Below are 16009 nucleotides of genomic sequence, written 5' to 3' on the forward strand. Positions count from 1 at the left end.
TATATAAGTTAGGGAGTGATGTAAAAATGAATTTTATAGATATGCATTGTGATACTATAAGTAGAATTTATAACAGTAAAGAAAATATTTCTTTAAGAGATAACAATTTTCAGGTAGATTTAAATAAACTAAAAAAATCAAATTCTAAGGCACAGTTTTTTGCTTTATTTTTAGATTTAGATTATGTTAAATCTATTGATGAAAATCCTTATAACTATCTTAATGGGATGTTAAATACCTTTTATAGAGAGTTAAATTTAAATAAAGATATTTTAGCTCTAGCTAAGAATTATTATGATATGGAAAAAAATCATAAGGAAAATAAGATATCTGCCTTTTTAACTATTGAAGAGGGAGGTGCCCTTTTAGGTGATTTAGAAAAAATAAATGAAGTTTATGATAAGGGAGTTAGATTAATAACCTTAACTTGGAATTATAAAAATCAATTAGGCTATCCAAACTATAATTATGAATTTAAGGATAAAGGTCTTACTAATTTAGGAATAGAATTTGTAGAAAGACTTAATGATCTTGGGATTTTAATAGATGTTTCTCACCTTTCAGATGGTGGTTTTTATGATGTTTTAAAATACTCTAAATCCCCTTTTGTAGCTTCTCACTCAAATTCTAGAGCTTTATGCAATCATAGTAGAAATTTAACTGATCCTATGATAAAGATATTAGCAAAGAAAGGCGGAATTATTGGATTAAATTTTTGCACAGAATTTTTAAGTAATGATAACATATCAAAGGTTTCTTATATGATAGATCATCTAAAACATATAAGAAATGTTGGAGGAATAGATGTTTTAGCTATAGGTGGAGATTTTGATGGTATTAATAGTACCTTAGAGATAAATAATATAGGAGAGATGGATAAGCTTCTCTTTGCACTTAAAAAAGCTGGATTTAAAGAAGATGAAATAGAAAAAATATGGTATAAAAATGCTCAAAGAGTAATTAAAGAAGTTTTATAAACTTATTAATATTATAATAATTATTATATTAAACCACTTTTATGACCTTCTTATTTATGTATAATTAGTATAGACTACTGAAAATTATGAGGTGATGACAATGAAAATATTAAAGTGGTTTTTTATATTTTTACCAATAAGTATTTTAGGTGAATTTATGCATTTTTCACCTATTCTTATGTTTATTTTTTCTGCTCTTTCTATAGTTCCTTTAGCTGGAATTATGGGAGAAGCTACTGAGGAAATTTCATTTTACTCCGGACCAAAGATTGGAGGCTTTTTAAATGCTACCTTTGGTAATGCAACTGAACTTATAATTTCTTTTTTTGCTTTAAAAAGCGGTCTTTTTGGAGTAGTAAAAGCTTCTATTGCAGGATCTGTTATAGGAAATATTCTTTTAGTTTTAGGTGCCAGTATGCTTTTTGGTGGCCTAAAATTTAAAACTCAGAAGTTTAATAAGCATATTGTCGAGACTAGTTCTAGTATGCTTATTTTTGCTGTTATAGGTTTAAGTGTTCCTGCAATTTTTACACATACCTTAAAGCCTTCTTTATTAAATACAACTTATGAAGGATTAAGTGTTGTAGTTGCAGTAGTTATGTTTATAATATACATATTAAGCTTGGTATTTTATTTTTATACCCATAAAGATATATATGCTGTAGAAAGTGATGATTTTGGAGAAGCCAAGTGGTCATTAAAAAAATCAATAATAATATTAATCATAGCTACAATTTTAATTGCTATAGAAAGTGAACTTTTAGTATCATCTGTAGAACCTATGACAAATACGTTAGGTTTAAGCGAATTATTTGTAGGTATAATCATTATGCCTATTATAGGAAATGCTGCAGAACATAGCACAGCAGTTATGATGGCAATGAAAAATAAAATGAATGTTGCAATAGAAATAGCTATTGGATCTAGCTTACAGATAATATTATTTGTTGCTCCTGTTTTAATTTTCTTAAGCCTACTATTTACTCCTATGAGTATAATATTTAATGAATTTGAACTAGTAGCACTTATAGTTTCTGTATTTATTGCAAATAGAGTTGCTAGCGATGGGGAATCTAATTGGCTAGAAGGAGTTCAATTACTTGCAGTATATTTTATAGTTGCAGCAGCTTTCTTTATTATTAAATAAAGAGAGCTTAAAATAATTAATGTATAATAAATAAGCTAGGATTTTAGAATAACAAATAATCTAAATTACTAGCTTATTTATATTTTATACAATTATAAATATAACTATTTTATATCTTTATAAGCTTTTTTTATTATATTTTCACAGTCATTTATAAAAAGCTCTGCTTCTTCATCAGAAACATAGTTACCAAAAGCACGACTAATACCTGATGCAATAGATGCTAAATCCTCTTCGCTTATTTTTAACTTTTTATAATGTTTTTTTCTATCTTCAGAATTTTTAGGATCTAATCCTTCCTTTTTCATATTATTGTTTATTATATCTTGTAATTTATTTGCCTTATTTACTATATCATTTTTCATATACCTCATACTCCTTTTATAAATAAAATTTGATTTGAAAATAAGTTATTAAACTAAATATTATATATTTTTTAAAAGTTATTTTAAATATAAAACCTCTTATTTTTATATTAGCACATTAAAAATTATTCTATTTAAATTTTATTATTAGTTTTAATTTATTTTACAATTAATTAACTATATTTATAATAGAAAGCATATAGTGAGGTATTATATTTATTTTTAAGGATTATAAATAAAAAAGATGCAAAATATTTTTAAATATTTTACATCTTAATACTTATCTAACTAAACTATTTAATAGCTATATCACTATTTTTAATAATATTTTTTTTAAATTCTTTAGTATCTTTTTCTTTAGGAGATTTATTTTCCTTAGAATTTTTATCATCTTTTAAATCTTTTAAGTTATTAAATTCTTCATTTTTTAAAGCATCATTACTTTTTATGGTTTGGTTTTCATTTAAAGTAGTATCATCTACTTTATCTTCTAATAATTCATCTTTCTTGTTATCTTCAATAGAATTATCATCTTTTTTTCCATCATTTTCTTTGTTGGATACATCTTCTTTTATAGATTCATCATTGTTTTTAAAATCATCTTTTAAATTATCATCCTTTAAAGCGTCTGAATTATCTTCTAATACTTTATTAGGATCATTCCAAATTCCATTAATGTCTAATGGGTATCCTTCTACTACTTTATCTTTAATCATTCTACCCCAGCCATCAAAGTAATGCCAATTTAAAGTATTATTATCTCCTTTTATATATTGCCATCCTTTTAGCATAGCTCCACTTTCATCAAAATAAAACCATTCATCTTTGTTGTCATAGTTTATTTTTTGCCAACCTGTTAACATGATACCATTTTCATTAAAATAATACCATGTATCATTTACTTTATACCAGCCAGTAACCATAACTCCATAACTATCAAAATAGAACCACTCATCATTTCCGCCGTAATTTATTTTTTGCCAACCTGTTAACATACCACCGTTTTCATTAAAATAAAACCATTCATCATTTCCACTAAAGCTAATCCTATACCATGAATTACTAATCATAGCACCGGACTCATTTAAATAGTACCAAACTTCATTTCCGTCATCGTATACTTGTTTATGCCATCCAGTTAACATAGCTCCATTATTGTCAAAATAGTACCAAGATTTATTATCACCCCAAGGAATAAAATTCCATCCAACAGATAAATAGCCATTATCATTATAATAGCACCAATAACCATTAGCATTATCCCAACAATTATATTTAGTAGTCTCAACTATTCTTCTTGCATTAACAAAATGATATATATTATCAATTCTTACTGCTCCACCTCTTCCAGGTGCATGAATAACTTGTCCATTACCTACATAAATTCCTACATGTCTAGGTGCGCTATAAGACCCTAGCATAAACACTAAATCTCCTGGCTCCATTTCAGAGTAAGAAATAGGCTCACCAATATTTACTTGATCATAAGTAGTTCTCCCTATATTATAACCAAAGTGACTATAAACATAGCAAGCTAAACCTGAACAGTCAAAACCTACATTAGGATTCATACAACCACCAACATAAGGTACTCCAATAAAGTTTTTAGCATAGCTTACTATATCTTCTCCTCTTGTAGCTGCCTTTGCCTCTTTTATAGTAATAGGCATAAAAATAATCAAAAACGTAAATATTGTTGTACATATAAATATATTTTTAAATTTTTTCATTTATTATCCACCTCATAGTATTTTTTAAGCTAAATTTAAGGCGGCTTAAAATGAAAGGATTCTCTACATTATTAAGTAGTTATGATTAAACAATTTAAAATTTTATGTACAACTATAATCTTTAGTTTACATAAATAATTCATATTTGACTTAACAAATACTATTTTAACATTAATTTACTAAATTTGATAGTGATTATTATTCATATTTTTATTTATTTTTCATTTTATTTACTCTACTTGAGTTAATAATCGTCTCATTACATCCTTTAATTTACCCTCACCTAATTCATAATTAGCTATTGCAACTACCGCTTTTACATTATTTTCAGATTTATCCCATTTATAAGATGCAAATTGAACAATTGCATCACTTGGAAGAATTTCTTCAATATCTACTGCTAATTCATCTGTAAAACTTAAATATTCATCAAATAATTCATCATCATTAAGATCTTTTAAATCGCAACTTTCCATAATCTCTTCATTAATTATAGAGACATCTAAACTCATATTAAAAGCTACTATATCTTCCCTTTTAGATCCTTTGCTCATATCCTTTAGGATTTTAAAATCAGAATTATTTTCTATTAATTCTTTTATTTCTTTACTGTCTACTACTCTGTTTCCAAATGCTATATACATATGTAATCTCCTTTTTAAGATTATATTTTTAGTAAAATATTTATTCATTAAAAATATAATTAAGTTTAAATTTTAAATAAATTTCATTAATCATAGTATCTTCTTAATTAAGTATTGTCAAGGAAAGTATGTACTACTTTTCTATATAATGACTTCCTAAGGATTCCTTTCTATTTATCATAGCATTTAATAAACTTTCACCAAATACTAAATAACTTTTAGCTTGAGATTTTATTAATAAATTTTCATAACAATTTTCTTTATTATAATAATTAATATATAAACTATTTAATAATTTTTTATAATTCTTTTTAAGTTTTATTAAATTATCTATTTTTCTTATTATAGCAGTATTATAATATAAGGATTTTTTAAAATATTTTACTGATTCTTCTGCTACTTTTTCATCTATTTTATTTAATTCTGATATAGAATTTAAAACTATAGATTTTACATCTAAATCTTTATTAATATTAATTTTATTTATGTATTCTTTAGCATTTTTCCCAGCAATATTACCAAATACTATAGCTCCTACAGTAGAAAGACCACCTATTCTATCTGCTCCATGTATTCCCCCTGTAACTTCTCCACAGGCAAAAATTCCATCTACTGAAGTTTCTCCTCTTTCATTAATTTCTACCCCACCATTACAGGCATGGGCACAATGGATAATATTTATTTTTTCATCTATTTTTCCATATTTATCTACAAGCCATTTAAAATAATTTTGAATTAAAGTATCTTCTATATTTTCTATGTTCTTTGGATATTTAAAATAGACTTTATTAGCATTTTTCACATTCTCTTTAAATATATGTAAATCTATTTTTTTAGATTTCATTCTTGAAGTAAAAGGAGCATAGGTTGAACGTTCTTTTAAATATTTTTTATCTTCCTTTGGTATAACCTCTTTTTCATTATTTTTATAGAAATTTACATACTCATAAGCTCTCTCGTTAAAAACAACTCTATATTTACTGCAGTAACTAGTAGGAATGAACTGTATAAATTCTAAGTTTTTCATTTTACATCCTAACTTTTCTAAAAAATAATGTATTATAGGTGTATTTTTTTCTTGAGAAAAATTATTATCATATATACAGGTATATCCCCCTGATGCTATAATTAAGGCTTTACATCTTATAAAGGTTAAACTTTTATCTTTATTTATCATAAGTAAACCTTTACTTAAATCTTTGAAGTTAAAAATATCTATTACAAAACTATTATTAAAAAGTTCTATATTTTTTTCTAAGAATAATTTATTAAATGATTCTTTTGCAGAAGCGAAATCAAACCCCTTCCAGGTTCTTCCTTTATGGTCATAGCAAGGTACTACTAAATCATTATTAATAGAATCCTTAAGTTTTACACCTAAATCATATAAGCTTAGTACACTATTTTTTCCTTCCTCTACTAATATTTTTGTTAAATTCTCATTATTTACATATCCTCCAACTTTACTTATAGTTTTTACAAAGTCTTTTTTATCCTCCTCATTATCTGAATAAACCATACCAAGTCCCCAAGTACCAGGATAAAAACTAGCACCGAAAGATTTTTCACCAGTAGTTACTACAGCTACTTCTAAGGAAGTATTTATATAATTTTTTAATGCAGATATTCCTGCTAACCCTGTTCCTACTATAACTATATCTTTATATATATTATTTACTTTCATCTTATACCACCATTTTCAATATTAATTATTTATATATTTAACTATTAGTTTTCAAAATCTAAGCTCTTTATAATTCTATCCTCTCCTATAATTACATTAGGAAAAACTTCTCTTGCATTATCTAAAAACTCATAGGGATCATTTATAGAAGGACTAAAGTGAGTTAATAAAAGCTCTGATACCTTTCCTCTATAGGCTAAAGTAGCTGCCTCCCTAAAGGTCATATGTTTATTCTTTATAGCCTTTACTTTGTCTTCATCACTTCCATAAGTTCCTTCACATATAAATAAATCACTTTCATAGATGAATGGAATCATTGTGTTTAAAGGTCTACTATCTGTTATATAATTAATTTTTATTCCCCTTCTCTCATCTCCAAGAACCATATTAGAATAATAAGTAACACCTTCAAAGGTTACTTCTTTTTCTTTTTGAAGTTTATTCCATAATTTTTTTGGAACATCATTTCCTATTGCTTTATTCACATCAAATTTAGGAGTTCTTTTAATATAAAAACTATATCCTAAACAATCAGCAGAGTGGTCTAATTCTAAGGTTTTAATTTCTAGTTCTCCTTTATCAGTAGAGCTTACTAAAAGGCCTTCATTTTTATCAAGATAAAAATGAATTTCTCTTGGATCTTCTATTATATTAAGCTCATAAGGCAGATAAGGAAGGAGAACTCTAAATATATTTATAATGTTTTTTATTCCCTTAGGACCTATTATAGTTAAGGGCTTTGTTCTACCACTATTACCTATAGTTCCTAATAATCCTGGAAGTCCATTAATATGATCTCCATGACAATGGGTTATACATATAATATCTATAGACTTAAATCCCCAACCTAACATTCTCATAGATACTTGAGCCCCTTCTCCACAGTCTATTAATATTTTTCTTCCAGAATAATTCATAAAAATAGCTGATAAAAATCTATTAGGCATAGGCATACCACCACCACATCCTAGTAATGCTAAATCTATCATAATAAAACCACCTTTTTATACTTTAGATAAAAAATCACTCCATATCTTTATATTATTTTTATCTTCTAATATAAAATACCTCATATTTAATTCTCCATAAGGAATTTTACAAAGCTTAGCTCTTAAAAAATATTCTTTAAGTAAAGCATATATAGTTTTAGAAAACCCTTCTATTTCTTTCTCTAGAAGAATAGGAGCAAAACGAACATTTTCTCTTTCTGCCTTTTTTAAAATTTCAAATAGTTTATAGGAACTTAGTTTATCCTTTACATAAAAACTATCTTCATTAAAAAACCATGTCCATAAAATATATTCATAATCATTTAAATCTTTTATAGTTTCTTCTAAATTCTCATCTCTATTATTTAAATAAAACATAGGTAGTATTTCTGTTCCAAATAAATAATTCATAGCAAATATGTTTACTTCCATTCCTAAAACTTTATAAAACATATCTTTTAAATTATAATTATTAAAATCCTTTATATTTAATATGTAATCTAATATAGCATTTTCCTTTAAATTAGCTTTACTTCTTTTATCTTCAATAAATTTAATTATTAAAGGAGCTTTTGTATAATGAAGATATTCTATTTTACCACCACTTGTTATTTTACCTTCCTCCATAGGAATTATAGAAAATCTATTAGGATCCTTTAAAGTTATATATAAATATCTTTTATATATTTTTAAAAACTCATAATCAGAATCTACTTTAAGTTTGAACTTTAAAGTTTCATTTAAGCTTTCTAAAGCTATATTTTCATAATATGTAGCAAGACCTTCTGTTATCCATAAGTTAGGCGGTCTATGAAAATCTTTAACTTTAATTTTAGAGTCCATGAAACTATGAAAAAGCCTATGAGATAAAAGCTGCCAATCTCTTAAATTATCAAAATCAAAGGTAGATCCTATTAAATTTTTACCACTTCCAGAAAGTATATAATTATTATCCTTCTCTTTTCTTAATATAATTATATCTATATGTTTTTTATAAGTATTAAATAAAGAACAATAATAACTATAAAGATCTTTTATACCATTTAAAACCTCTTCATTTATAGATTCTTCATTATCATTGTATATATTTAAATTTAAGTTATCTTTTTTAAGATTATAATCTTTAAACTTACCAAATACATAAGGTGATTTAATAAGTTCATATATATGGTGCCAATAAGGATTCCTTATTATAGATACGTTTTCTTCTTTAGAGTAAAAAGGAACTATTGAAGATAAATTTTTATTAAAGTCATATTTAATTTTTATCTCCTTAAGAAAATCACTTTCCTTCTTATCATCTATAGATAAAACTTCTATTGGAAATAAAAAGACTTCATCTCCACTAAAAGCAATTAAATCATCACTTATAGTTCCTTTATGACCATGCTTTCCAAAATTCCCTATTTTTATTTTATAAGATATTTTTATATTTTTATTGTTTTTTATAAATAAAAAATTATCGTCTTTTTTTATATCCTCACTATTACAGCTTAAATCAAAATATTTAAATTTTCCAGTATAAAACTGTATATATTCTTTTAAATCATTATATATAATATCTAAATCTACTTTTAGTATTTTTTCCTTTAAAGAATATATACTCATATTAAAATTCATTTTTAAACTTCTCATAATTATTCTCCTATTTAATTGCTTAACCTTTCATTATCTGTTCTATCCAATTAATCATAGTATTTAAAATAAGTTTTGTATTTCCCATATTACAGTGATTAGAAGCACTCTCTTTATCTGTAAAAAGACGAAAAGTTAATGAACGTACATTACCTAAACAATCTAATTCCTCCTTAAAAAGATTATAATCGATAAAATGGTCTTTATTTGCTCCTATAACTAACACATCTTGATCAATTAAATAGCCTATATCATTTATTTGAAACTTATTTAACTTTAATGCATAATCATAAGGAGATTTTGCATTATAAGCATACATTCCATGTTTAAGTCCCCAGTGTGCTGTAGGATATTTTTTAGCACCTAAATTAAAAACTAAATTAATTATAGCTGCTCCATGAAATTTCATTAATAACTTTAATATTTTTTGCTGATAAAGTGGCAGAGTAATTAACAAAACTGAAAGAAAGTTAGGAAAAATAGACCATGCTATAACTCTTTTAATTCTTTTTTCATAGGCAGCTGCTCTAGGGGCTAGCATACCACCTAAAGATGCACCTATAATAGTAACTTCATTAAGATTAAAATAATCAAGAATTAATTTTGCTGGTTTTTCCCACTTATAAGTAAAATGCTTTCCTTCAATTCTCATAACAGAGCCTTGCCCTGGACCTTCAAAAAGATATACATCAAAACCATGTTCTCTAAAATAAAGCATTGGGAAAAATAGTTCTTCCATATAAGAATCATTTCCACCATGAAGCAAAATAGTATCCTTCCTTTTTCCTACTGCTTTTGCATAAAGAACTGGAAGTTTTACGTCTTCATAAGGAACCTCATATCTAATTACAGTTTTATCATCAAAATAATCTTTATAATAATTATAAAACATATTTGTACTTAGTTTGTAGTATTTTAACTTGTCTGGATCTCCATCATACATAAAAAATTCACTCATTCTATAATATGCAATAGATTCTTTTATCCTATCTTCATTTTTAGCTTTATCACCTAAGGCTATTAATTGCTTTTTCCAAGTTGTACTATCTTTAATTTTATGAGAAATCTTTTTAACATCTTCTAAATCTCCTTCATTCCACATAACTACACGATTTAGCTGAAAATTAAAATTAGGATCTTTATTTAAATCATATAATCCCTTTGAAAAAACAATCTTATCTTTTTTCATTTTATTCTCTCCTCTTTCATATATTTTAAAGATATATTATCCTATTATCTAGTTATACCTTTATTATAATTAAGAGTAAGAATAAAACTTCTAAATAATAGCTAACTTTAAGGTCTTATAATTATATCTCTATAACTCTTATATCTTTTCGAATTTCATTTGCTGATATTCCAAACATATTTTTATTAGTTGTAGCAAAATGAGAAGGACTATAAAAACCTGCCTTTATAGAAGCATCTGTAATATTTTTGCCCTCTAACATATAGTCATATGTTTTTACTATTTTCGTAATGACTATAAAACTATTTAAAGATATATTAGTCTCCTCTTTAAATAAATGAGAAAGCCTACTTTTAGATAAAAATACACTTTTAGCTAAATCATCTATTATAGTATCTGATATCTCTTCTCTATCTTTAAGTAACTTTAATACTTTTTTGATTCTAATATCTTTTATGTAAAATTTATTTTTATTTAAATTACAGGCCTTTAGTATTTTTTTATATCTTCTCTATCTCTCATATTCTAATTCCAAAATCTCTTTATTTCCTCTACAGTATCTAATTCTAAAGTATGATAGAAATTATTTTTTAAATATTTTTCTTCTATTTCTTTAGCTATATCTGTAGTTTCATCAAATAAATATACTAAAATATCATTTTCATTACTTTTAATGGTATGAAAAACATTAGAACCAATTATAATTCCTTTGCAAAGAATATTTTTATCTTCAATAAGACAATTTATTTCTCCACTTAAGCTAATCAACAAATGCTTTGCTAAATGTTTATGTTTTTTTGGATTACTATAATCATCTAATAAAAGCACATGGTCTAGACCATAAAAAACCTCTGTCACATTCTCATCTCCCTTAGATAACTTTATGTCTAATTTTTCTTAATTAAATATAACTTTTGCAATTTCAACAGAATCTTTAGCATCTTTAGCGTAAAAGTCTGCTCCAATTTTATTTGCGTAATCTTCTGTAACAACAGCTCCTCCAACCATAATTTTACCTTTAAAATCCGCTTTTTTTAAGGCTATAATAGTATCTTCCATAGATTTTATTGTAGTTGTCATTAAAGCACTAAGACCTACTAATTCTATATTATTATCTAATGCTTCCTTTACAACTTTTTCAATAGGAACATCTTTACCTAAATCTAATATGTCATACCCATAGTTTTCAAGTACTACTTTTACTATATTTTTACCTATATCGTGAATATCTCCTTTTACAGTTGCAAGAATAATCTTTCCCTTGCTTATTTTTTCTCTATTATTTTTTGATAAACTATCTTTAATTAAAGCAAAAGCTTCCTTTACAGTTTCTGCTGATTGAATAAGTTGTGGTAAAAATATCTCTTCCTTTTCATATTTTTCACCTACTTTATCTAAGGCAGGTATTAAAAATTCATCAACTATTTCTAGTTCACTTTTTGCCTTTAATAATTCCTTTGTTAAGTTTCTAGTATTACTTTTTAACCCTTGCAATATAGCATCTTCTAATGTAATATCTTCATCTTTTTTTAAACTATTTTTACTTTCTACTTTCTTACTTAAAACATGATTTTCTATTTCTTTATCTTTATAAGTTTCTATGTATTTCTTAGCATTTTTATCATTATTATTTAATAATTTAAATGCATTTATAATGTTTAACATTCCTTCTTTATTAGGATTTATTATAGGTAAATCTAATCCTGCTCCTAAGGCTAAAGCTAAAAACGTCTCGTTTATTAGCTCTCTATTTGGAAGTCCAAAGGAAATATTTGATACTCCAAGTACTGTTTTTACTCCTAGCTTTTCTTTAACTATTTTTAAAGCCTTTAAAGTTTCCATAACCTCTTCTTGCTGAGCTGATACTGTAAGTGTGAGGCAATCTATATATATATCTTCTTTTTTTATACCTATTTCTAATGCTTTTTTTACTATTTTTTTTGCAATCTCTACTCTCTCATCACAAGATTTCGGAACACCATTACTATCTAAAGTTAATCCTACCACTGCTGCACCATATTTTTTAACAAGCGGAAGTATAGATTCTAAAGATTTATCCTCACCATTTACTGAATTCACAATAGGTTTTCCATTATATATTCTTAAGGCTCTTTCAATAGCTTCTATGTTGCCAGAATCTATTTGTAATGGTGTATCTACTATACTCTGTATTTCTTTTATAGTAGTCTCTATCATATTTGCTTCATTTATTTGTGGTAATCCTACATTAATATCTAATATATCTGCTCCTACTTCTATTTGTTCTATAGCTTGCCTTAATATATAATCTATATCCTTTTTTAAAATAGCCTCTTTAAATTCCTTTTTCCCAGTAGGATTTATTCTCTCACCAATTATTCTAACCTCATCTATTTCAACTACCTTAGATGGTGTTGAAACCATAGACTTACAAATAGGTATTCTATTAACTATAGTTTTATTTAACGCCATATTACTAATGCTTTTTATAAATTCTGGAGTTGTGCCACAGCAACCACCAATAACTGAAACACCTAAATCAACTAATTCCTCTACATAACTACAAAATTCCTCTGGAGATATTTTATATAAAGTTTCACCATTAATAATTTTAGGAAGGCCTGCATTAGGTTGTACCATAATTGGTAAATTAGTATTTTTAATTATTCTTTTAATTATAGGCTTAAGTTCTTTAGGACCAAGGGAGCAATTTACTCCTAATACATCAACACCTAGTCCTTCTAATGTTACTGCCATACTTTCAGGAAGGCAACCTGTAAAGGTTCTTCCATTTTCCTCAAAAGACATAGTTGCAAATATAGGTAAATCACAATTTTCTTTTGCTGCAATAATAGCTGCCTTCATTTCATATAAATCAGTCATAGTTTCTATAAGAATTAGATCCACTCCAAATTTTGCTCCTACTTTAATTTGTCTTTTAAAAATTTCTACTGCTCTTTCAAAACTTAATGTTCCCATAGGTTCTAATAATTCTCCAATAGGACCTATATCTAAAGCAATAAAACATTCTTTATCTTCTCTTGCCTTTTTAGCTAGATTTATTCCTTGCTCTATAGCTTCTTCTACAGATATAGATTTATCTTTAAGTTTTAATTCATTAGCTCCAAAGGTATTTGTAGTTATAACCTTTGCACCACTTTCTATATACTTCTTATGAATTTTTATTAATTCCTCTTCATGAATAAAATTAAATTGTTCAGGATTTTCTCCTAGCTTTAATCCTGACTTTTGTAGCATAGTTCCCATTGCTCCATCAAAAACTAAAATATTATTTTTAATATATTCTCTTAAAGCCAAAGTCTTCACCCTCTCTTCTATATAAACAATTACTATAATTATTACAATTACTGCATTTAGGCTTTTTTTCTATATATTTTCCATCTTTTATTCCTAATATAGCTGTTACTGATTTTCGTGGAAGTAAAAGCATATGCTCTGAAACATTAAGTCCTATTCTTCTTTCACAGTTTAAAGAACTAATAAAATCTTTTTGAGTATCTAAAGGTAAGTCTCCATAACCAGGACTATATCTATAGGTTAATGTTTTTCCCTTTTTAATATACTCTTTTCTTAATTTATCCTCTATAAAATCACAGGTTTTTTCTACAGCAGTAGTTGCACATGCATCTAAAATTAAAGCCTTAGTTAAATCTATTTTTTCATAAAATTTAATTCTTCTTTCTATGGGATTTCCTAAAGTTACAGCCATAAGTATACACTCTTTACTATTTTTTAATAATTTACTTATATCTTTGCCTACTAATTTTAAAGTAGTACCTTGAACCTCTATAAAATCTATATTTTTATTTATTTTATAAACTTCATATATAAATTTAGGTTGAAGTAAAGTTTTACTCTCTTCTTTAACAGCCATTATCTTTTCTTTTAAATTTGAAGGAATTTCTTGTCCTTTATAACCTAAATATCTTAAAATCTCTTTTTCATTAAGAATAAGATTAAGTTTATCCATATTTCTCCTTCCTAATTAATAATTTTTATATTCATTATTTATTGCCTTTAATACTAACTTTATACTATCATTAATTTTATTAGCAACGTAAGGATTATTCATTGTATAAAGATGTATTCCATCAACACCAGTAGAAATTAAATCTATTATTTGATCTACTGCATAAGCAATTCCTGCATCTCTTAAAGCTTCTTTATTGTGTTCATATCTATTTAAAATCTTAGATAACTTTGGAGGAATTGTAGCACCACATAAAGTAGTTATTCTTTCTATTTGCTTTTTATTTATAACAGGCATAATTCTAGCCTGAATTGGCACATTTATTCCACTACTTCTAGCCTTATCTAAAAACTTATAATAAATATCATTATCAAAAAATAATTGAGATATAAAACTTGTTGTTCCATTATTAATTTTTCTTTTCATATTCTCTATTTCTAAATCTAAGTCTCTATTTTCTATATGACCTTCTGGATAACAAGCTGAAATTATATTAAATTTATCTTTATTTTTTATGTATTCATTAAGATCACTTGCATAGTTAAAATCATTTCTTTGTATGCCATTATCATCACCTCTAAGAGCTAATATATTTTTAATTCCTTCTGAGGATAATTTTTCTGTAATTTTATCTATATCCTCTTTTTTTGATGATATACATGTTAAATGAGCTAATGACTCTATTTTATATACATTTTTTAACAAAGAGGATATTTCAGCAGTTTTATTATTAACTAAACTTCCCCCAGCCCCATATGTAACACTAATAAAATCAGGATTTATCTCTTTAAGTTCATTTAATGCTTTATAAATAGTTCTTAAAGGTGAATCTACTTTAGGTGGAAATACCTCTAAGGAAAAAAACCAATTTCTTTTTGTCAAAAATACTTCTAATATTCATAATTTTTTATGCCCCCTATAATTTAAAGTCATAACCACCCGTAAAACGGGTGGCTTGAACAAAGGCTATAAGCCTATTTTTTTAGCCAGCGTCTAAAGGCGCTGGCTTCACTTTGTTCTCGCCACTTTGCTATTATCACTTTGGCTAGCCCATCAATGGGCTTTATTTTGATTTATTTAAACGGATTTTCATACTCTTTTATACTTAATTTATCTTTCATTAAATCTTCTTTTTCTTGATTTTGTATATATTTTTTTATAGTTGCTTCATTTAAACCAACCGTACTCACGTAATATTCTTCTGACCAAAAGTGCCTATTTCCAAATTTATATTTCAAATTTGCATGTTTTTCAAATATCATAAGTGCACTTTTCCCTTTTAAATACCCCATAAAATTTGACACACTTATTTTAGGTGGTATTGAAACTAGCATGTGTACATGGTCTGGCATAAGATGCCCCTCGATTATTTCTACGCCCTTATATTTGCATAAATCTTTTAATATATCTTTTATACTCGCTCTATATTTGTTATATATTATTTTTCTCCTGTATTTCGGTGTAAATATTATATGATACTTGCATATCCATCGTGTGTGTGCTAAACTTTTATCCATAAAACTCATCTTTCCTTTCATAATAGTGGCTTGAACACTTCTATTATATAGGAATTTTGAGTTTTTTTTGTATAACTTTTTATCATCCACCCGCATAGCAGGTGGTTTATTATTTCGCACTCACCGTGCTCAACAGACTTAAGTCCATAAATTAAAAGCACC

At 26.0% G+C, this 16009-nt stretch carries 14 protein-coding genes and 1 pseudogene; 2 read left to right on the forward strand and 13 right to left on the reverse strand.

What is annotated here, in order from left to right; translation table 11 throughout:
• Positions 1-26 precede the first annotated feature (26 nt).
• Both BUA70_RS11055 and cax read left to right on the forward strand, forming a co-directional pair.
• Positions 27-977, forward strand: a complete 951-nt coding sequence (locus tag BUA70_RS11055) for a dipeptidase (RefSeq protein ID WP_072897343.1) — start codon at positions 27-29, stop codon at positions 975-977.
• A gap of 94 nt (positions 978-1071) precedes the next feature.
• The gene (gene cax, locus BUA70_RS11060; protein ID WP_341457268.1) at positions 1072-2124 is read left to right on the forward strand and encodes a calcium/proton exchanger; all 1053 of its coding nucleotides are present in this window, start codon (positions 1072-1074) and stop codon (positions 2122-2124) included.
• Positions 2125-2228: 104 nt separating this feature from the next.
• On the opposite strand, the gene BUA70_RS11065 is transcribed toward cax, so the two are convergent.
• The 13 genes and pseudogenes from BUA70_RS11065 to tnpA form a co-directional block, all read right to left on the reverse strand.
• On the reverse strand, positions 2229-2489 hold the full coding sequence (locus BUA70_RS11065; RefSeq protein ID WP_072897316.1) for a hypothetical protein: 261 nt from the start codon (positions 2487-2489) through the stop codon (positions 2229-2231).
• Positions 2490-2782: 293 nt separating this feature from the next.
• Positions 2783-4219: an NlpC/P60 family protein gene (locus BUA70_RS11070; protein ID WP_072897318.1), complete on the reverse strand. Its 1437-nt coding sequence runs from the start codon at positions 4217-4219 to the stop codon at positions 2783-2785.
• Positions 4220-4449: 230 nt separating this feature from the next.
• Positions 4450-4863: a hypothetical protein gene (locus BUA70_RS11075; protein ID WP_072897321.1), complete on the reverse strand. Its 414-nt coding sequence runs from the start codon at positions 4861-4863 to the stop codon at positions 4450-4452.
• Between the two features lie 133 nt (positions 4864-4996).
• Entirely contained in the window at positions 4997-6547 is a 1551-nt protein-coding gene (locus tag BUA70_RS11080) for an FAD-dependent oxidoreductase (RefSeq protein WP_072897323.1), read from the reverse strand.
• Positions 6548-6591: 44 nt separating this feature from the next.
• A complete protein-coding gene (locus tag BUA70_RS11085) occupies positions 6592-7536 on the reverse strand; it encodes a ribonuclease Z (RefSeq protein ID WP_072897325.1) in 945 nt (314 codons plus the stop codon).
• A 15-nt stretch (positions 7537-7551) separates the two neighbouring features.
• Positions 7552-9171 (reverse strand): hypothetical protein, encoded by a 1620-nt coding sequence (locus BUA70_RS11090; RefSeq protein WP_072897327.1) that lies wholly within the window; start codon positions 9169-9171, stop codon positions 7552-7554.
• 22 nt (positions 9172-9193) lie between these two features.
• Entirely contained in the window at positions 9194-10360 is a 1167-nt protein-coding gene (locus tag BUA70_RS11095; RefSeq protein ID WP_072897329.1) for an alpha/beta fold hydrolase, read from the reverse strand.
• 121 nt (positions 10361-10481) lie between these two features.
• A complete protein-coding gene (locus BUA70_RS13225) occupies positions 10482-10856 on the reverse strand; it encodes a helix-turn-helix domain-containing protein (RefSeq protein WP_341457273.1) in 375 nt (124 codons plus the stop codon).
• 29 nt (positions 10857-10885) lie between these two features.
• Complete coding sequence (locus BUA70_RS13230; protein WP_242977318.1) at positions 10886-11218, reverse strand: ribonuclease BN; 333 nt, start codon at positions 11216-11218, stop codon at positions 10886-10888.
• Positions 11219-11257: 39 nt separating this feature from the next.
• The gene (locus BUA70_RS11105) at positions 11258-13657 is read right to left on the reverse strand and encodes a homocysteine S-methyltransferase family protein (protein WP_072897331.1); all 2400 of its coding nucleotides are present in this window, start codon (positions 13655-13657) and stop codon (positions 11258-11260) included.
• Entirely contained in the window at positions 13635-14330 is a 696-nt protein-coding gene (locus tag BUA70_RS11110) for a vitamin B12 dependent-methionine synthase activation domain-containing protein (RefSeq protein ID WP_072897333.1), read from the reverse strand. Before BUA70_RS11110 ends, BUA70_RS11105 begins: the two co-directional genes overlap by 23 nt.
• Positions 14331-14345: 15 nt before the next feature.
• A pseudogene (gene metF / locus BUA70_RS11115) lies at positions 14346-15231 on the reverse strand (methylenetetrahydrofolate reductase [NAD(P)H]).
• Between the two features lie 172 nt (positions 15232-15403).
• Positions 15404-15856: an IS200/IS605 family transposase gene (gene tnpA / locus BUA70_RS11120; RefSeq protein ID WP_072897344.1), complete on the reverse strand. Its 453-nt coding sequence runs from the start codon at positions 15854-15856 to the stop codon at positions 15404-15406.
• Positions 15857-16009 lie beyond the last annotated feature (153 nt).

It is taken from the genome of Clostridium fallax, from assembly GCF_900129365.1.
GTDB classification, from domain to species: domain Bacteria; phylum Bacillota; class Clostridia; order Clostridiales; family Clostridiaceae; genus Clostridium_AH; species Clostridium_AH fallax.